General features: G+C 72.1%; 19 protein-coding genes. 3 read left to right on the forward strand and 16 right to left on the reverse strand.

The window, feature by feature from the left end:
• The first annotated feature begins 16 nt into the window (after positions 1–16).
• Entirely contained in the window at positions 17–466 is a 450-nt protein-coding gene (locus tag ACIO3O_RS12510) for an ATP-binding protein (protein WP_401744816.1), read from the forward strand.
• 121 nt (positions 467–587) lie between these two features.
• On the opposite strand, the gene dapC is transcribed toward ACIO3O_RS12510, so the two are convergent.
• Together dapC and fdxA are read right to left on the reverse strand one after the other, a co-directional pair.
• Positions 588–1,688 carry a succinyldiaminopimelate transaminase gene (gene dapC, locus ACIO3O_RS12515; protein ID WP_401744904.1) on the reverse strand — a complete coding sequence of 367 codons (1,101 nt, stop codon included), beginning with the start codon at positions 1,686–1,688 and terminating at the stop codon, positions 588–590.
• A 141-nt stretch (positions 1,689–1,829) separates the two neighbouring features.
• Complete coding sequence (gene fdxA, locus ACIO3O_RS12520) at positions 1,830–2,150, reverse strand: ferredoxin (RefSeq protein ID WP_014154250.1); 321 nt, start codon at positions 2,148–2,150, stop codon at positions 1,830–1,832.
• 144 nt (positions 2,151–2,294) lie between these two features.
• Between fdxA and ACIO3O_RS12525 the strand changes: the two genes are divergently transcribed.
• Both ACIO3O_RS12525 and ACIO3O_RS12530 read left to right on the forward strand, forming a co-directional pair.
• The gene (locus tag ACIO3O_RS12525; protein ID WP_401744817.1) at positions 2,295–3,299 is read left to right on the forward strand and encodes a GNAT family N-acetyltransferase; all 1,005 of its coding nucleotides are present in this window, start codon (positions 2,295–2,297) and stop codon (positions 3,297–3,299) included.
• Positions 3,300–3,332: 33 nt separating this feature from the next.
• The gene (locus ACIO3O_RS12530) at positions 3,333–4,187 is read left to right on the forward strand and encodes a transglutaminase-like domain-containing protein (RefSeq protein ID WP_401744818.1); all 855 of its coding nucleotides are present in this window, start codon (positions 3,333–3,335) and stop codon (positions 4,185–4,187) included.
• A 10-nt stretch (positions 4,188–4,197) separates the two neighbouring features.
• On the opposite strand, the gene ACIO3O_RS12535 is transcribed toward ACIO3O_RS12530, so the two are convergent.
• The 14 genes from ACIO3O_RS12535 to ACIO3O_RS12600 form a co-directional block, all read right to left on the reverse strand.
• Entirely contained in the window at positions 4,198–4,653 is a 456-nt protein-coding gene (locus ACIO3O_RS12535) for a carboxymuconolactone decarboxylase family protein (RefSeq protein WP_401744819.1), read from the reverse strand.
• Between the two features lie 100 nt (positions 4,654–4,753).
• Positions 4,754–5,383 (reverse strand): response regulator, encoded by a 630-nt coding sequence (locus ACIO3O_RS12540; RefSeq protein WP_401744820.1) that lies wholly within the window; start codon positions 5,381–5,383, stop codon positions 4,754–4,756.
• A gap of 10 nt (positions 5,384–5,393) precedes the next feature.
• Positions 5,394–6,584, reverse strand: a complete 1,191-nt coding sequence (locus ACIO3O_RS12545) for a sensor histidine kinase (RefSeq protein WP_401744821.1) — start codon at positions 6,582–6,584, stop codon at positions 5,394–5,396.
• On the reverse strand, positions 6,581–7,318 hold the full coding sequence (locus ACIO3O_RS12550) for an ABC transporter permease (RefSeq protein ID WP_401744822.1): 738 nt from the start codon (positions 7,316–7,318) through the stop codon (positions 6,581–6,583). Before ACIO3O_RS12550 ends, ACIO3O_RS12545 begins: the two co-directional genes overlap by 4 nt.
• Positions 7,315–8,229 (reverse strand): ABC transporter ATP-binding protein, encoded by a 915-nt coding sequence (locus ACIO3O_RS12555; protein WP_401744823.1) that lies wholly within the window; start codon positions 8,227–8,229, stop codon positions 7,315–7,317. Before ACIO3O_RS12555 ends, ACIO3O_RS12550 begins: the two co-directional genes overlap by 4 nt.
• 144 nt (positions 8,230–8,373) lie before the next feature.
• On the reverse strand, positions 8,374–10,626 hold the full coding sequence (locus ACIO3O_RS12560; RefSeq protein ID WP_401744824.1) for a hypothetical protein: 2,253 nt from the start codon (positions 10,624–10,626) through the stop codon (positions 8,374–8,376).
• A 228-nt stretch (positions 10,627–10,854) separates the two neighbouring features.
• Positions 10,855–11,367: a DUF6113 family protein gene (locus ACIO3O_RS12565; protein WP_401744825.1), complete on the reverse strand. Its 513-nt coding sequence runs from the start codon at positions 11,365–11,367 to the stop codon at positions 10,855–10,857.
• Positions 11,364–12,254 carry an N-acetyl-1-D-myo-inositol-2-amino-2-deoxy-alpha-D-glucopyranoside deacetylase gene (gene mshB / locus ACIO3O_RS12570; RefSeq protein WP_401744826.1) on the reverse strand — a complete coding sequence of 297 codons (891 nt, stop codon included), beginning with the start codon at positions 12,252–12,254 and terminating at the stop codon, positions 11,364–11,366. The genes ACIO3O_RS12565 and mshB overlap by 4 nt, the downstream gene beginning before the upstream one ends.
• Before the next feature lie 118 nt (positions 12,255–12,372).
• Positions 12,373–12,567 (reverse strand): hypothetical protein, encoded by a 195-nt coding sequence (locus ACIO3O_RS12575; protein ID WP_401744827.1) that lies wholly within the window; start codon positions 12,565–12,567, stop codon positions 12,373–12,375.
• Between the two features lie 235 nt (positions 12,568–12,802).
• Positions 12,803–13,876 carry a hypothetical protein gene (locus ACIO3O_RS12580; protein ID WP_401744828.1) on the reverse strand — a complete coding sequence of 358 codons (1,074 nt, stop codon included), beginning with the start codon at positions 13,874–13,876 and terminating at the stop codon, positions 12,803–12,805.
• A 215-nt stretch (positions 13,877–14,091) separates the two neighbouring features.
• Positions 14,092–15,234 (reverse strand): ABC transporter ATP-binding protein, encoded by a 1,143-nt coding sequence (locus ACIO3O_RS12585; RefSeq protein WP_401744829.1) that lies wholly within the window; start codon positions 15,232–15,234, stop codon positions 14,092–14,094.
• Positions 15,227–16,201 (reverse strand): ABC transporter ATP-binding protein, encoded by a 975-nt coding sequence (locus tag ACIO3O_RS12590; protein ID WP_401744830.1) that lies wholly within the window; start codon positions 16,199–16,201, stop codon positions 15,227–15,229. The genes ACIO3O_RS12585 and ACIO3O_RS12590 overlap by 8 nt, the downstream gene beginning before the upstream one ends.
• 13 nt (positions 16,202–16,214) lie before the next feature.
• Positions 16,215–17,183: an ABC transporter permease gene (locus ACIO3O_RS12595; RefSeq protein WP_401744831.1), complete on the reverse strand. Its 969-nt coding sequence runs from the start codon at positions 17,181–17,183 to the stop codon at positions 16,215–16,217.
• Positions 17,176–18,099, reverse strand: a complete 924-nt coding sequence (locus ACIO3O_RS12600; protein WP_401744832.1) for an ABC transporter permease — start codon at positions 18,097–18,099, stop codon at positions 17,176–17,178. Before ACIO3O_RS12600 ends, ACIO3O_RS12595 begins: the two co-directional genes overlap by 8 nt.
• Positions 18,100–18,124: the final 25 nt, after the last annotated feature.

The raw sequence follows: 18,124 nt of genomic DNA on the forward strand, positions 1-18,124 counted from the left end.
CCCGCTAAGGAGCACCATGTCCCTCCCCCTGGCTCGTCGGATCGCCCGCGCCGCCCTCATCGGTGCCGCAGGCGCCGCCTCCGTGATCGGTGCGACCGGCTCCGCCAGCGCGGTCGACCTCCCGGCTGCCCCGAACCTCGGTGGCCTGACCGCGCTGGACGGCGCCGGTCTCGGCGACACCGTCGACGGCGCGTCGCAGAAGGCGTCCAACGTGGCGGGCGACACCAGCAGCGCTGCCGTCAAGAAGGCCGTCCCGGCGGCCGGCAAGACCGTCGGCAAGGCCGGCAAGACCGCCACCCCCGCCGCCCAGAAGGCCGCCGGTGACGTCGCGGGAAGCGCCGGTGAGGTGCTCGGCGAGACCGCCAAGACCGCCACGGACGGCGGCCTGCCCACCGGTGGTCTGCCGACCGGCGGCGGCCTGCCCGGCGCCGGCAACCTCCCCGTCAAGGGCCTGCCCCTCGGCTAAGCACGACCCCGCAGTACCGATGGGGCCCCGGGAGGGCGAATCTCCCGGGGCCCCTTCACGTACGTACGCAAAGCGCACGTACGCGGACCGCACGTACGCAGACCGTACGTATCGGACAGTCTCAGACCGTCAGGCGGGCCACCGCCGCAGCGACGCGCTCGTCCGTGGCCGTGAAGGCGACGCGTACGAAGCGGGCGCCCGCCTCGCCGTAGAAGTCGCCGGGCGCCACCAGGATGCCCAGCGCCGCGAGGTGGGCGACCGTCTGCCAGCAGTCCTCGTCGCGGGTGACCCACAGGTAGAGACTGGCCTCGCTGTGCTCGACCCGGAAGCCGTGCGCTTCGAGGGCCGAGCGCAGGGCGGTCCGGCGGGCCGCGTACCGCTCGCGCTGCTCGGCCACGTGCGTGTCGTCGCCGAGGGCGGCGACGGTGGCCGCCTGCACCGGGGCGGCGGTCATCATGCCGCCGTGCTTGCGGATCTGGAGCAGGTCGCCGAGGACGGCCGCGTCACCGGCGATGAAGGCGGCGCGGTAGCCCGCGAGGTTGGAGCGCTTGGAGAGGGAGTGGACGGCGATGATCCCGTCCAGCGAGCCGCCGCAGACGTCCTCGTGCAGGACGGAGACCGGGTCGGCCTCCCAGCCCAGCTCCAGGTAGCACTCGTCGGCGACCAGCAGGATCGAGTGCTCGCGGGCCCAGGCGACGATGCGGGTCAGCTCGTCCTTGGCGATGACCTTGCCGGTCGGGTTGGACGGCGAGTTCAGCCACAGGAGCTTGACCCTGGCCGGGTCGAGGTCGGTGGTCGGGTCGTCGTAGACGACGTGCTCGGCGCGGGCCAGGCGGGCGCCCACCTCGTACGTCGGGTACGCCAGGCGCGGGTAGGCGACCTGGTCGCCGGGGCCGAGCCCGAGCTGGGTCGGCAGCCAGGCCACCAGTTCCTTGGAGCCGACCACCGGCAGGACGTTGGTGTGCTGGACCTCGCGGGCGCCGAGCCGTCGCTCCACCCACTCCACCAGCGCGTCGCGCAGCGCGACCGTGCCCCACACCGTCGGATAGCCGGGCGAGTCCACGGCGGCGACCAGCGCCTTCTGGATCAGCTCGGGGACCGGGTCGACGGGGGTGCCGACGGAGAGGTCCACGATGCCGTCCGGGTGGGCGGCGGCCGTCTTCTTGTACGGCTCCAGCTTGTCCCAGGGGAAGGTGGGGAGGCGGTCGGTGACTGTGGACACGATGCGGGTCACTTTCTCGTACGTACGCGGACGGACCGGCCGGTGCCGAAGGCGCGTCGGCCGGTGCCGGGAAACGCCTCGGTCCCGTACGGCAGCGAAGGCCGTACGGGACCGAGGGCGACGCTCGAAGGCGTCTGCCGTCTACTGGTTCTGCGGCGGCAGCGCGGCGATGAACGCGTGGTCGCGCTCGATCAGGCCCAGCTTGGAGGCACCACCGGGCGAACCGAGGTCGTCGAAGAACTCGACGTTCGCCTTGTAGTAGTCCTTCCACTCCTCCGGAGTGTCGTCCTCGTAGAAGATCGCCTCGACCGGGCAGACCGGCTCACAGGCACCACAGTCGACGCATTCGTCCGGGTGGATGTACAAGGACCGGGAGCCCTCGTAGATGCAGTCGACCGGGCACTCCTCGATGCACGCCTTGTCCTTGACGTCGACACAAGGCTGCGCGATGACGTAGGTCACGCTGTCGTTCCTCCTCGATAGGGCGCGGCGGGCCGAGCTTCTCCGGCTCCGTCCACGGGCGCGCGGGAGCGCGGCGTCGTGCGATGCCCGCACCTAGTATCTCCGTTCCCGGGCACGATCCGAACAGGAGGGGTGGGCAGAGCTGTGGAATTCACTGCCGGCGGACAACTTGAGGTACGGCTGACACCGGATGACGTGGGCAAACGGGTATCAGTCCGGCGTCTGACCGGGGACTCTGCGGCCGGTGCCCGCTTCGCGGACGTCGTCGGCGTGCTCACCTCGTGGCACGGCGGTGTGCTGTCGATCACACGAAAGAATGGCGAGACGGTACGGGTCGACGCCGCCGCGATGGTCGCGGGCAAGCTCGTGCCCGCCGCCCCGGCCCGGCGGCGCGGCCCCTCGGCGACCTTCGCGGAGCTGGCGACGGTGACCGCGCGGGCCTGGCAGCCGCTGGAGAGCGAGGACCTCGGCGGCTGGACCCTGCGGGCGGCGAACGGCTTCACGCGGCGCGCCAACTCCGTGCTGCCGCTGGGCGACCCGGGCGTCCCGACCGGCGAGGCGCTGGCGTACGTACGGCGGTGGTACGAGGAGCGGGGGCTTCCGGCGTACGTCCAGGTGGCGACCGGCGCCGAGGGGACCCAGGAGGTGCTGGGCGCCGAACTGGCCGAGCACGGCTGGGAGTCGGAGGTGTCCGCCCTGGTGCGGATCGCGGCGCTGGCGCCCGTCGGCGACCTGGACGCGGGCCCGGCGGAGGCGGACGTGGTGCTTTCGCGGGCGGCGGACGCGGTGTGGATGGCGCGCTACCAGCGCTTCCAGACGCCGGGGCCGGAGGTCGAGAAGGTGCTGCACGGCGGGCCCTCGGTGTGGTTCGCGACCGTGCCGGGCGAGGAGCCGGGGCGGGCGGCGGCGATCGGGCGGTGCGTGGTGGACGGGCGGTGGGCCGGATTCGCGGCCGTCGAGGTCGATCCCGCATACCGACGGCGGGGCCTGGCGACGGCCGTCATGGCCGTACTGGCGCGCCGGGCGCTGGACGAAGGGGCGTCGGCGGCGTGGCTCCAGGTGGAGGCCGACAACGACGGGGCGCGGGCGCTGTACGAGGGGATGGGATTCGCCACCCACCACAGTTACCACCACTACCGGGCCGCATAGCGCGGTCGCACCAGGAGCGGGTACGAGGGTTTCATGGACGAGGCAGCAGACGGCACACCCGGCGGTGAACCCACCGACTGGCGGGCGCAGTTCGCCGAGGAGGCACGGGCCGGGCACCCCGATCTGGCGACGCTGTGCCTGCTGATCGGCGCGGTCGGCGACCCGGCGCTGGGGCAGGCCGGGATCGACGAAGCGCAGATCGAACTGGACCGGCTGGCGGGGCTGTTGCCGTTCCGCCCGGCGGGGCCGCGCTCCTGGGCGACGGCCCTGGCCGAACTGCTGGGCGCGCGCTGCGGGTTCGAGGGCACGCCCGGGGACTACCGGCGGCTGGACTCCTCGCTGCTTCCGGCGGTGCTGAAGCGGCGCAGGGGGCTGCCGATCCTGCTGTCGGTGGTGTGGATGGAGGTGGCCCGGCGGGCCGGGGCCCCGGTGTACGGGGTGGCGCTGCCGGGGCACTTCGTGGTGGCGTTCGGGGAGCCGGGCGCGCAGGTGCTGGTGGACCCGTTCAACGGGGGCAGGCTGCTGACCGGGGCGGACGCCGAACTGCTGGTGGCGGGGGCGACGGGTGAGCCGTTGGACGCGTCGATGCTGCGGGCGGCCGATCCGCTGGACATCGTGATGCGGGTGCTGAACAACATCCGGGCGTGGGCGGCGGCCAGGCCCGAGCGCAGCGACGTACAGCTGTGGGCGGTGGAGCTGGCGCTGCTGCTGCCCGCCCATCCGGCGCGGCTGCGGTACGAGAAGGCCCAACTGATGGTGCAGCGCGGGGACTTCCTGGGCGGGGCGCGGGAGCTGGAGGCCTACGCCGACGTGGTGGAGACGGTGGAGCCGTCGTCGGCGGAGGCGATCAGGGGGCGGGCCAGGTCCGCGCGGGCCCGCCTCAACTGACCGTCGGTGTCTACCACTTGGCTCCGGCGATCTGTCGGGTGGTGGCGTTGAGCCGGTTGAAGAGGTTGCTGACGCCGATCCACAGGGTGATCGCGGCGAGCTGCTTCTCGTCGTAGTGCCGGGCGGCCTCGTCCCAGACCTCGTCGGTCACCGGGTTGGGGCGGTCGGCGAGGCGGGTGGCGGACTCGGCGAGGTCGAGGGCGGCCCGCTCGGCGTCGGTGAAGTACGGGGCCTCGCGCCAGGCGGAGACGGAGTCGATGCGCTCGTCGGTCTCCCCCGCCTTGCGGGCGCTCGCCGCACCGCTGACGACGCAGACGCTGCACCCGTTGATCTGGCTGACGCGCAGGTGGATCAGTTCCAGGGTGGACTCCGGGACGCCGCCCTTCCGGGCCGCCTTGGCGACGGAGAGGATGGCGGGCATGGCCTCGGGGATGATCGTGGCGGGGTTGGCGATACGGGCTTCCACGGCGGGCTCCTTCAGGAGGTTCGCGGGGCGCTCGGTCGCGCCCACACCCTTATGACGGAGCCCGCGCGGGGAGTGTGACAGGTCGCGGCAGAAACTTTTTTCAGAGCCAGCCCTTTTCGCGGGCGACGCCGACCGCCTCGGCCCGGTTGCGGGTGGCGAGCTTCTGGATGGCGGTGGAGAGGTAGTTGCGGACGGTGCCCTGGGAGAGGTGGAGGGCGGCGGCGATCTCCGCGTTGGTGGAGCCGTCGGCGGCCACCCGCAGCACCTCGCGTTCGCGGTCGGTGAGCGGGTTGGCCCCGCCCGCGAGGGCGGCGGCGGCCAGGGTCGGGTCGATGACCCGCTCCCCCGCGAGGACCTTGCGGACGGCGTCGGCGAGCCGGGCGGCGGGGGCGTCCTTCACCAGGAACGCGACCGCGCCCGCCTCCATGGCGGTGCGCAGATAGCCGGGGCGGCCGAAGGTGGTGAGGACGACGACCTTGACCCCGGGCAGTTCGGCGGTGAGCTGTGCCGCGGCCTCGATGCCGGTCAGGCCGGGCATCTCGATGTCCAGGAGGGCCACGTCGACGGGAGTGGCGCGGGCGGCGGCCAGTACCTCGTCGCCGCGGGCCACCTGGGCGACGACCTCGATGTCGGGTTCCAGGCCGAGGAGCGCGGCCAGTGCCTCGCGGACCATCGACTGGTCCTCGGCGAGCAGGACCCGGATGCTGTCGGTGCTGGTCGGGCTGGTCATGAAGCTGATCCTAGAGTCCGTCCGACGGCAGCGGGACCCGGGCCCGCAGGGTGAAACCCGGGCCCGTGGTGTCGGGTTCGGCCGTGCCGCCGACCTCGGCGAGGCGTTCGCCCATGCCGGTGAGGCCGTTGCCCCGGCGCGGGGCGGCGGGCGCGCCCCGGCCGTCGTCGGCGACCGTCAGCTCCAGGAAAACGCCGTCGAGGGTCTGGTTGCGGCGCAGGCGCACGGTGCAGCGCCGGGCGCCACTGTGGCGTACGACGTTGGTGACGGCCTCGCGCAGCGCCCAGGCGAGGGCTTCCTCCCGCTCGGGGGGTACGTCGCCGAGGTCGTCCGGTGTCTCGGCGGGCACGTCCGCCGCGATCCCGGCGGCGGTCAACGCGGTGCGGGCTCCCGCGAGTTCGGCGGGGAGGGTGGCGCGGCGGTAGCCGGTGACCGCCTCCCGGACGTCGACGAGGGCCTGGCGGCTGACCTTCTCGATGTCGGCGACCTGCTGGGCGGCCTGCTCGGGGTGGGCGGGGAGCATCCGTCCGGCGAGTTCGCTCTTGAGGGTGATCAGGGAGAGCGAGTGGCCGAGGAGGTCGTGCAGGTCGCGGGCGAGGCGCAGGCGTTCCTCGTTGGCGGCGAGCTGGGCGACGGTGGCCCGGGCCTCCCGCAACTCCTGCGTGGTGCGCACGAGTTGGCGTACGCCGACCATCGCGCCGCCGATCATCAGGGGCAGCAGGGCGGTCGCCTCCAGCTCGTGCCAGTCGCTGCGGGCGACGCCGATCAGGACCATGACGAGGGTGACGCCGGGGATCGCCCAGCGGGCCCGGCGCACCGGAAGGGTCGCGCCGGCCGACACGGCGACGTACACGAACAGGGCCAGCCAGCGGTCGCCGAGGGTCAGGCTCAGGAGGCAGGCGAGGGCGAACTGTGCGCCGAGCGCGCACCACGCCGTGCGCGGGGGCAGGGTGCGGAAGCCCTGGCCGAAGACCAGTTTCGCGAAGAGGGAGACGTACACGGCGACGAAGGCCAGCAGCCCCAGGGTGCCGAGGACGGTGGCCCAGGGCAGGTGCGTGCCGCTGACGAGGTCGCCGACCGGGTCGCTCAGGAAGATGAGCCAGACGGCGATCCCCACCACCTTGGTCGGGATGTTCCGCGGCCGCCGCCCGGGGGCGGGGGCCTCGGGCGCGTCGGTCCGGGCCGGCGTCTCCTCGTTCATGCCTTCAACGTGTCCTTCCGGTACAGCCAGGCCGCTCCGCCCGCGAAGAGCAGGAAGTAGGCGGCGAGGATGGCGACGTCCTTGGCGTGCGGGGCGCCGCCCAGCTCGATGGCCTGGCCGAGGGCGGCGTACGCGTGCGTGGGGAGCCACTCGGCGATGTTCTGCAGCCACTGAGGGTAGAGGGTGGCCGGCATCCACAGGCCGCCCAGGATGGACAGGCCGAAGTACACGATCATCGTGACCGGGCGGACCGCGTCGCCGCTGGCGATGTAGCCGAGGGCCACGCCGAGCGCGGCGAAGACGACGCTTCCGGCCCAGATGACGGCGGTCAGCGCGATCCACTGCCAGGCGTCGAGGCGTACGCCCTTGGCGGCGGAGGCGACGACGAACACGATCACGATGGCGGGCAGTGTGACGACCGCCGAGCCCGCGATCTTGGCGAGGACGTAGCCGCGGCCGGGGAGGCTGGTGAGGCGCAGCTGGCGGACCCAGCCCTTCTCGCGCTCCTTGGCGATGCGTTCGCTGTTGCCCATCAGGACGGAGGTCAGCGCGCCGAAGGAGGCCATGGCGACCATGACGAACAGGGGCATGGTCAGGTTCGTGCCCGGGAGCTTCTCGTCGCCGGAGGTGCCCGCGATCATCAGGAAGAGGGCGGAGGGGTAGATCACCGAGAAGAACATGAACTTCTTGTTCCGCAGGGTGCGGCGGATTTCGAGGGCGATGAGGGTCTTCATGCGGCCTGGGACTCCTTGTTCTCTTCTGCTGCGGTGATCGCCACGAAGGCCTGTTCCAGGCCGAGTCCGGCTACTTCGAGGTTGCGCGGGTAGAGCCCGAGGCCGTACAGCGCGTGGACGGTCGCGTCGGCGTCGTGCGACTGCAGGCGCACGGTGCGGCCGGAGACGGCGATCCGGGAGAGGAAGGGCAGGGCGCCCAGGGCGGTTTCGTCGATCTCGCCGTCCAGGTCGAAGGCGATCCGGCGGGCGCCCGCCTTCGCCTTGATCTCGGCGGCGGTGCCGTCGGCGAGCAGGCGGCCCTTGTGCAGGACCAGGACCCGGTCGGCGATGGCGTCGGCCTCCTCCAGGTAGTGGGTGGCGAACAGGACCGTGCGGCCCTGGTCGGCCTGGGCGCGCATGGTGGCCCAGAAGGCCTGGCGGGAGGTGACGTCCATGCCGGTGGTGGGCTCGTCGAGGACGATCAGGTCGTTGGCCCCTGCGGTGGCCAGGGCGAAGCGGACGCGCTGTTCCTGGCCGCCGGAGAGCTTGTTGACCATGCGGTCGGCGATCGCCGCGACGCCCGCCCGGTCGAGCACTTCCTGCACGGGGTACGGCTGGGGGTGCAGGGCGCAGGCGAGCTGGACGATCTCGCGAACCCGCACCTCCTCCATCAGGCCGCCGCTCTGGAGCATCGCGCCGACCCGGCCGTCGGCGACGGCCTGCCGGGGGGTGGTGCCGAACAGGGTGACCGTGCCGGAGTCGGCGGGGCGCAGGCCGAGGAGGAGGTCGAGGGTGGTGGACTTCCCGGCGCCGTTGGGGCCGAGGAGGGCGACGGTCTCGCCGGGGCGGAGGGTGAGGGTGAGGTCGGCGACGGCCTTGACGGGGCCGTACGCCTTCGTCACTCCGGTGAACTGGACGGGTGTCGTCTGCATGCTTCAAGGGTGGCTTGTGCGCACGGGGGGCGGCAGAGACGACCGTCCGGTGTTCGGCATGACAGATGTCATGGGTGGGGCCCTGGAACGCACGGAACCCCCGTGCCCCTGAGGGCACGGGGGTTCCCCGGAACTGGGCGGCGGTTACGTCGGGTTCAGGTCGATGGTCTGGGTGCGTTCGGCCTTGCTCGTGCCGACCAGGGCCTTGCGCATGGCGTTGCGGACGTCCTCCATCGCCAGCGGACGCTTGCCGGTGGCGCTGTTGACCATCACGCCGTCGAAGGTGCTGCCGCACAGCTCCTTCATCGCCTTCAGGTCGTAGACCTCGACCAGCTTCCCGTTGATCGCCTTCATCGAGAGGATCTTCGGCAGCGACCGGGCGGGCCCGAAGTCGATGCCCTTGCCGGTCGTGCCCGCGTTGATCCGCACGATCCCCGACATGGCGGGCTCGGCGAACTTCTTCATCGCGCGGTCGAGTTCGGCCTGGGTGACGGTCGGCTGCTTGGCCACCACGGGCAGTTCGACCGGCACCTGCTTGCCGCTGCGCACCTGCGCCAGGTACGCGTCGCGGACCTTGGCCATGGACGCCTTGGCGTCGAGCGCCTTGCCGGGCCGGCCCGGCTTGGCGACGGCCTTGCCGCTGGAGAAGTCGATGCTGCCGTCGGAGGCGGTGCCGGAGGTTCCGGCCAGCGACGTCAGGGCGACCGTCAGCTTCTCCTCGTCGACGGGGACCACCGGCTCGGCGACGCGCTCGCCGCCGAACAGGGAGCCGACCACGGACACCGGGTTGTAGTCGGTGCCGGACGCGCCGCGCACCGTCTCCTGGCTGTCCAGGGACAGGCCCGCGTTGCCGGGGGCCAGCTCGGTCTTCTTGCCGTCCACGACGAGCTGGAGCGGCAGCGCGGCCCGCTTGCCGAGCTGCGCGTCGAGCTTGACGACGGCCTCGTCCTTGGTGCCGCCGCCGATGTCCACGCCGAGGACGGTGGTGCCCTTGGGCACGTCGGAGTGGTTGAGCAGCAGGCCCGCGCCGTACACGCCACCGGCGATCACGACGACGCCGACCGCCAGCAGGACCACCTTGGAGCGGCCCTTCTTGGCGGGCGCTGCGGGCTTGGGCGCGGGCGGCGGGGGTGCCGGTTCGTTGCGTACGGGGCCGCCCTGGCCGAAGTCGGAGGCACCCGGCGGGTCCGGCAGCCGGGGGGTGAGGTGGGGCCCCGAGGGGAACTGCGGGCGCGGCCCGTCCGGCTGCACCACGGGGACACCGCTGGTGAGGGTGTCGCCGGAGACGTACCCGGGGGGCGTCATCGGGCCGGGGCCGCCCGGCCGGTCGTCGCGGGGGTCGGTCTGCGGGGTGAGGACGGCGGTGTCGTCGCCGAGGCCGCCCGCGGCGTTCATGCCGGTGAGCGGGTTCGTACCGTACGGAGAAGGGGTGCCCTGGGGCTGGTGGGACTCGGGCCAGGGGCCGGAAGCGGAACCCGAACCCGGCGTCCGGTGCTGGCCGGTGGTGTCCATGCCGGGCATCTGGTGCTGGCCCGTCGTGTCCATGCCCGGCATCTGGTGCTGGCCCGTCGTGTCCATGCCCGGCATCTGGTGCTGCCCGGTGGTCTCCATGCCCGGCACCTGGTGCTGGCCCGTGGTGTCCGGGCCCGGCAGATAGTGCTGGCCGGTCGTGTCGGGGCCGGTGGAGGGGTCCTTGGGGGCCAGGGGGCTGCTGCCGCTGGCCGGGCCCGTGGTGGGGCCGGTGGGGGTCGCCGAGGCGGAACCGCTCTCCGGGAGGCCGGTGCCGTCGGTGAAGTACGGCAGGCCGCCGCCCTGGGGCGGGGCGGGCGCGGCCGGACGGTCCGGGGTGGGCTGCGGCGTCACCGGGGCCTTGCGCGGCGCGAACCAGTCGCTGGTCGGCTTCTCGTCGCCGGAAGCGGAACCCGCGGGGGAACCGTCGGCGCCCGGGTCGCGGACCGTGGCGCCCTGCACGCGGGTCGGCAGCGGCGGCTGGCCCGCAGCGGCGGCTGAGGGTCCGTCGGAGGCGGAGGGCGCGGCGGAGAGCGGCTCGGAGGGCGGCCAGACGGTCTCGCCGGTGCTCTCGGCGTCCGCGGCCCGGGCGCCCGACGCCCCGTCACCCTCGCTGTCGGCCATGGGCTTGCGCATGACGACGGGCGGAATGGGGCGCGATCCGGGGATGTTGATGCGGATGCGGGTGGTCAGGGTCGTCTCGGTCCTGGGCTCGTCCGACTCCACGGCCTCGGCGGGCTCGTCGTTGGCGCCCGCGCCAAGGCCGTTCTGGCCGTCCTGGTGGAGCGAGGGGTACGGGCTCTGTCCGTACGGCGTCGTACCCGAGGGGTACGCGGTTCCGCCGCGCCCCTGCGCGCCGGAGGACGAACTGTCAGTTTCACGACTCAAGGCAGGTTCTCCCGGTTGGCTCCACCGCTCGTTCTCTTGACCATGTGCTGCGGGCGGCTCGGCGGCGCGCACCACCATACTGGCCGCCGCCGGCCCGAGCCCCGCGGCCGTGGATACGGGCGCTGCCCGTACAACAGCGGGGACGGGGGCGGCGAAGCGGGACCGGACGCGTGAATCGGGCGGGGAAAAGCGGAGGGAAACAGAAGGAAGGGGGAAGGAAGGGGTGCGTCAGCCCGCCGGACGGGCGGTGCCCCCGGCGGGTACGGACAGCCGGGGCATCGTGGCGCAGATCACAGCGAGCGCGATGCCGCCGATCAGGAAGATGCTCGCGCCGGTGCCGCCGCCGACCAGGAGGTCCCCCTCGGTACGGCCCGAGGTGACCACCAGTACGGCGAGCAGCCAGCCCAGTCCGGGGACGGCCGCCCCGAGCCGGGTGCGCAGCGCGTACGTCCCCCCGTAGAAGAGGCAGCCCGCGGCGAGCAGCGACAGCAGCAGCCCGACCGGCATGAGCGCCCCGGAGACCAGTGCCCCGGCGATCCCGGTGAGCGCGCCGAGGACGAGGAGGCCCAGGTAGACGGGGATGCGGCGGGGGTCGACCGGCTGGGTCACGAACAGCGCGGGGCCGGCTGCGGTGGCTCCGGACGAGGCCGCGGCGGCCCGTGGAGTCCCCGTCGACTTGGCGAGGCTGCGCTTCGCGGGAGCGGAGCCAGAGCCCCCGGAGGGCTTGCGGTCGTCGCTCATGCGTCGACCCCCGCGAAGAGGTCCGTTTCGAGGGGCTCGTCGCCCTCGGGGTCGCGGGAGGGGACGACCCTTTCGTAGAACTCGGTGGTGAAGACGGGCTGGGCCAGCTCGTTGGAGAGCAGGAACCAGGGCTCGTGCACCGTGATCTGGGTGGCGTGCGCGCGCATCGCCGCCGTCTTGGCGGCCGCGTACGCGGTCCCGTCGATCGCGGTGGTGATGTGCTCCTCGTCCACCACACCCGGCACGTCGTCGATGGGGGCGATGCCCGGGAAGCCGGGGTCCTCGGCGCGCAGCCGGGCGAAGGCGTCCTCGGCGAAGGGGCGCGGGACCCGGTTCCAGTACACCTTGTCGACGGCGTGCGGGACGCCGAAGTCCGGGCGGTAGGTGGGTTCGGCGGCCAGCTCGGTGGCGCGCATGGCGACCCGGTGGGCCTGAATGTGGTCGGGGTGGCCGTAGCCGCCGTCCGGGTCGTACGTCACCAGGACCTGCGGGCGGACCTCGCGGATCACCTGCACGAGGTACGAGGCCGCCGCGTTCACGTCCGCGTGCCAGAAGGCGTTCTCGCGGTGGTTCTGCGGGGTGTTCATCATCCCGGAGTCGCGGTAGTGGCCGGCGCCCGCGAGGAAGCGGTGGTCGGCGACCCCCAGCTCCTTCATGGCATCGGCCAGCTCGACGGCCCGGTAGGGGCCGAGTACGTCGTCCTGACCTGCGGCGAGGTGGGCGAGGGAGGGCGGGATGATCTCGCCCTCCTCGCCCTGGGTGCAGGTCACCAGGGTGACCTGGGCGCCTTCGGCCGCGTACTTGGCCATGGTGGCGCCGTTGTTGATCGACTCGTCGTCGGGGTGGGCGTGCACGAGGAGCAGACGACGGGCGGGGAGATCGGTCATGGAAGACAGCCTACGAGGTGGGCGCTCGCGCGCCCCCTGCGCGCCCCGACATCTCCCGCGCCGGGACGGGCGCTCCGAGTCTCCCGCTCCGGAGGTGGCCGTCGGTGGGTGCCGGAGGTCAGAAGTGGAAGTTGCCCAGCACTCCGGCGACGTTCGTGGTGACGTCCTTGATCGTGGGCGCGATGGACGAGCTGGCCAGGTAGAAACCGAGCAGCATGCAGACCACCGCGTGTCCGGCCTTCAGTCCGGATTTCCGGACCAGCAGGAAGACGACGATCGCCAGCAGCACCACCAGTGAAATCGAGAGTGCCACGGCGGTTCACCTCCACTTGAGTTCGGTAGGGACGACGGAAACGGATCAACGGCAGCACGACGGGTGCCAGCAGGTCTATACCCACCTAGCGCTACGGATCATAACTATCCGCATCCACGCATTGATCGGTGCACGGCAGCACGAGGGGCGCACGGGGGGCGGGCAGTTGGGGAGCGTGGCCGGAAATCGCCCTCGCGTCAGGTCGAGTTGAGGGACCGGGTGCCGCGTCCGCGCCCTACCAGCCCGGCGGGCGCGAGCTCGGCGGCGGCGGTCCGAACGCACCGCCGCCGGGGAGCGGCGAGGGCCCGTAGCCGTCGTAGACGTTCGCGGCGAGCCGGGGCGGCGGGTCGCCCGGGACGCCCCGGCGGCCCAGCAGCAGGACCAGGGCGGCCCCGGCCAGCAGGTGGAACACCCAGCCCACGACGGTGAGCCGTTCGACCCCGCCGAGCGCCCCGAACGCGGTGAAGAGGTCCGCCCGTACCGCCAACGACACCCCGGCCGCCCCACTGACCCCCACCAGCCCCGCCACGACCAGCCCCAGGGGCCTGGAGTGCACCGCGCCCAGCAGTGCGCCGACCGCCGCCGTGAGGGAGATGACGACGAGAACAAGACAGGCCCAGCCCGCCGGCACGCCGAGCAGCTGGAGTCCGCCGCCGCTGCCGGTGAAGCGTTCCGCATAGCGGGAGAAATCACCGGAATTCTGGCTGAACCCGTACACCTCCCAGGCCGACGCCACCAGCCCCACCGCCACCAGCAGCACCGCGGACGCGATCCCCGCCCCCCGCCCCGGGCGCGTCGGAATGCGGGCCCCCTGGAAAAGGGGTCCGTCCGTACGCCCGTACGACCCTGGCGCTCCCTGGCCGGAACGCACCGGCCTGCGGCCCGCCGCGACCGTGATCAGCAGGATCGCCGCGAGCCCCAGCGCGAGGAACGTGGAGACCATGGCCCGCATCCGCAGCCCGTGCGGATACACCTCCGCGAAGCCCTCCACCCACAGCGCCGGGGCCCGCACGGCGAGGGTGACCAGGGCGGTCACGGCGAGGGCGGAGGCGGCCACCGGGGAGCGTGGGACGAGGACCGCCACGACGACGTACACGAGCAGCAGGCTCAGGTCGTACAGGGTGCTGGCGGTGAGGAAGCGGTCGGGGCCGCTGCCCGCCCAGGCCCACCAGAGCCGGGCCGGGTCGTCGACGAGGCGCAGGTCGCGGACGATCCAGAGGCCCGTGAGGAGGGCCAGGAGCAGACAGACGCCGCTGCCGGTGAACCGTGCGCCGCGTACCAGTGACTGAGGCTGCCCCGTCGCTCCCATGGCTGAATGGTCCACCCTGGTAAGGGAGTTGAACAAGGGGCCGGAGTTCGGATGCGTAACCCGTCGGCCACGAAAAGCGACCGGCGGCGCGGCGGGAAAGGCGACCGGCCGGGGCGACATGGCGCACCCCGGCCGGTCCACGGCACCCGCACGGCCGTACGTTCCTCAGGCTCTCGCAAGCACGTGTCGCGCGCGTTGCCCGGGAGTTACAGGCGTCAGCGCGGGACCACGACCCGTTCCTCGGCGAAGTGGCAGGCCGAGTCGTGCGCGGCCGGTGTGGTGGCGTCGCGGAAGACCGCCGGGACCGCCAGGAGCGGCACCTCCTGCGCGCACCGCTCCTGGGCCTTCCAGCAGCGGGTGCGGAAGCGGCAGCCCGACGGCGGGTTGGCCGGGGAGGGCACGTCGCCGCTGAGGATGATGCGGTCGCGGTGGTCGCGAGCGGTGGGGTCGGGCACCGGGACGGCGGACAGGAGCGCCTGGGTGTACGGGTGGGTGGGGTGCTCGTAGATCTCGGCGTCGGTGCCGATCTCGACGATCCGGCCCAGGTACATCACGCCGACCCGGTCCGAGATGTGCCGGACGATCGAGAGGTCGTGGGCAATGAAGAGGTAGGAGAGGTTGAACTCCTGCTGGAGCTTCTCCAGGAGGTTGATGACCTGCGCCTGCACCGAGACGTCGAGGGCCGAGACCGGTTCGTCCGCGACGATGATCTCCGGGTTGAGGGCCAGGCCGCGGGCGATGCCGATGCGCTGGCGCTGGCCGCCGGAGAACTGGTGCGGGTAGCGGTTGATGTACTCGGGGTTGAGGCCGACCACGTCGAGGAGGTCCTGGACCTTGCGGCGCCGGTCGCCCTTGGGCGCGACCTCCGGGTGGATCTCGTACGGCTCCCCGATGATGTCGCCGACCGTCATGCGGGGGTTCAGCGAGGTGTACGGGTCCTGGAAGACCATCTGGATGTTGCGGCGCACGGCCTTCAGGGCGCGGCCGGACAGCTTGGTGATGTCCTCGCCCTTGTAGCGGATCGCGCCCGACGTGGGCTGCTCCAGCTGGACGAGCATCTTGGCGACGGTCGACTTGCCGCAGCCGGACTCGCCGACGATGCCCAGCGTCTCGCCCCGGCCGAGGTCGAAGGAGACCCCGTCGACGGCCTTGACCGCGCCGACCTGCTTCTTGCGGATGATGCCCTGGGTGAGCGGGTAGTGCTTGGCCAGGTCCCGTACTTCCAGGATGGCTTCGCCGCGCGAGACGCTCTGGGTGGAGGGGCCCACCCAGGCGCTCGCCTCGGTGGCGCCGGAGGTGGTCGCGCCGGACGTGGCCGCTCCGGTCGCGCCCGCCTTTTCGTGAGCAGACTCAGGCATCGAGCGTCTCCTTCCAGAAGTGGCAGGCGCTCTGGCGGCCCTCGGCCACGTCGAACAGCGGCGGCACCGTGCTGCGGCAGATGTCCTGGGCCATCGGGCAGCGGGGGTTGAAGGCGCAGCCCGGCGGGATGTTGAGCAGGTTCGGGGGCAGGCCCTTGATCGCGTACAGCTCCTGGCCCTTCTGGTCCAGGCGCGGGATCGATTCCAGGAGTCCCTTGGTATACGGGTGGGCGGGGTTCGCGTAGATCTCCTCGACCGGGGCGGTCTCGACGATGCGGCCCGCGTACATCACCGCGATCTTGTCGGCGACGTCGGCGACGACACCGAGGTCGTGGGTGATGAGGATGAGGCCCATGTTGAGCTCGCGCTGCAACTCGGCGAGCAGGTCCATGACCTGGGCCTGGACGGTGACGTCGAGGGCGGTCGTCGGCTCGTCCGCGATGATCAGCTTGGGCTCCAGGGCGAGCGCCATCGCGATCATGATGCGCTGGCGCATGCCGCCGGAGAACTGGTGCGGGTACTGGCCGACCCGCTCCTTGGCGGCCGGGATGCGCACCCGGTCCATCAGCTCGACGGCCTTGGCCCGGGAGTCCTTCTTCGACATCCCCCGGTGCACCACGAACATCTCGCCGAGCTGCTCCCCCACCGACAGGACGGGGTTCAGGGAGGACAGCGCGTCCTGGAAGATCATGGCCATCTCGGCGCCGCGGATCTTCCGGCGCTGCTCCTCCTTGAGCTTCAGGACGTCCTGGCCCTCGAAGAGGATCTCGCCCTGCGGGATGCGTCCGGGCGGCATGTCGAGGATGCCCATGACGGCCTGCGCGGTCACCGACTTGCCGGAGCCCGACTCGCCGAGCACGGCGAGGGTCTCGCCCGCGTCGACGCTGTAGTTGACGCCGTTGACGGCCTTGGCGACGCCGTCGCGGGTCTTGAACTCCACGTGCAGATCGCGTACTTCCAGCAGCATGTCAGCACACCCTCTATCGCAGCTTGGGGTCGAGGGCGTCGCGCACCGCGTCGCCGAGCATGATGAACGCGAGGACCGTGACGGCCAGCGCTCCGGCCGGCCACAGCAGCATGTGGGGCGCGTTGCGGACGTACGCGGAGGCCGAGGAGATGTCGATGCCCCAGGACACGGTGGGCGGCCGCAGACCGACACCGAGGTAGGAGAGCGTGGCCTCCAGCGCGATGTACGTGCCCAGCGCGATGGTCGCGACGACGATGACCGGCGCGACCGCGTTGGGGCTGATGTGCCGCAGCAGCATCCGGGAGTTGCCCGCGCCGAGCGCCCGGGCGGCCTGCACATAGTCGTTCTGCTTGGCGGTGATCACCGAGCCGCGCGCGATGCGGGCGATCTGCGGCCAGCCGAGCAGCACGATGAAGGTGATCACCGGCCAGACGGTGGTGCCGGGGACGACCGAGAGGAAGACCAGGCCGCCGAGGACGACGGGGATGGCGAAGAAGACGTCCGTGATGCGGGAGAGCAGCGCGTCGAACCAGCCGCCGAAGAAGCCCGCGAGGCCGCCCAGGATGCTGCCGAGGAGGGCGACGCCGATGGTGGCGCAGACGCCGACCGTCACCGACGCCCGGGCGCCGTAGACGGTACGGGTGTAGACGTCGCAGCCCTGGCCGTTGAAGCCGAAGGGGTGGCCCGGCTGGGAGCCCTGCTGGGCCTTGGCCAGGTCGCAGGCGAGCGGGTCGCCCGAGGCGATGGCGGAGGGCCACAGCGAGATGAACACCAGGAAGGCGATGATCAGCCCCGAGACGATGAAGACGGGGTTGCGGCGCAGGTCGTGCCAGGCGTCCGACCACAGACTGCGGGCCTTGTCGCCGCCCTTCTGCGGGCCGGGCTCCAGGCTGGTGCCCTCGGCGACGGCGAGGTCCATCGCGCCGCCCGCTCCGGCGCCGGAGATCGCGGTGTCGTCCTTGCGGGGTGTGGGCTCAGGCATACCGGATCCTCGGGTCGAGAACGGCGTACAAGAGGTCGACGATCAGGTTCGCCACCAGATAGACGAGGACCAGGATGGTCACGAAGCCGACGACGGTCTGCGAGCTCTGGCGGACGATGCCCTGGTAGAGCTGGTAGCCGACGCCGTGGATGTTGAAGATGCGCTCGGTGACGATCGCGCCGCCCATCAGGGCGCCGACGTCGGTGCCGATGAAGGTGACCACGGGGATCAGGGAGTTGCGCAGCAGGTGCCGGGAGATGACCCGGCGGCGCGGCAGGCCCTTGGCGACGGCGGTGCGGACGTAGTCGGCGCGGGCGTTCTCCGCGACGGAGGTGCGGGTCAGTCGGGTGACGTACGCCAGCGAGACGGACGCCAGCACCAGGCCCGGCAGCAGGAGTTCGTCGAAGGTGGCGTTCGGCGAGACGGCCGGTTTCACCCAGCCCCACTTCACGCCGAGCAGCAGCTGGAGCAGCAGACCGGTGACGAAGGTGGGGATCGAGATGACGATCAGGGTGAGCAGGAGGACCCCGGTGTCGATGGGGCGGCCCCTGCGCAGGCCGGTGAGGACGCCGAGGCTGATGCCGATGACGATCTCGAAGACGATCGCCACGACGGTCAGCCGGGCGGTCACCGGGAAGGCGGTGCTCATCAGCTCGGTGACCTTCTGGCCGTTGAAGGCGCGGCCGAAGTCACCGGTGAAGAGGTTGCCGAGGTAGGTCAGGTACTGCTGCCAGACCGGCTGGTCGAGCCCGAAGTCCTTCTTGAGCTGCGCGGCGACCGCGGGGTCGCACTTGCGGTCGCCGCACAGGCCCGCGACGGGGTCGCCCATGACGTTGACCATCAGGAAGATCAGCAGCGTGGCGCCGAAGAAGACCGGGATCATCTGGAGCAGACGCCGGATCACATAACGTCCCATGACTGGGGGCTCCCGTGGTCGTCGT

It is taken from the genome of Streptomyces sp. NPDC087440 (assembly GCF_044744005.1).
Taxonomy (GTDB): domain Bacteria; phylum Actinomycetota; class Actinomycetes; order Streptomycetales; family Streptomycetaceae; genus Streptomyces.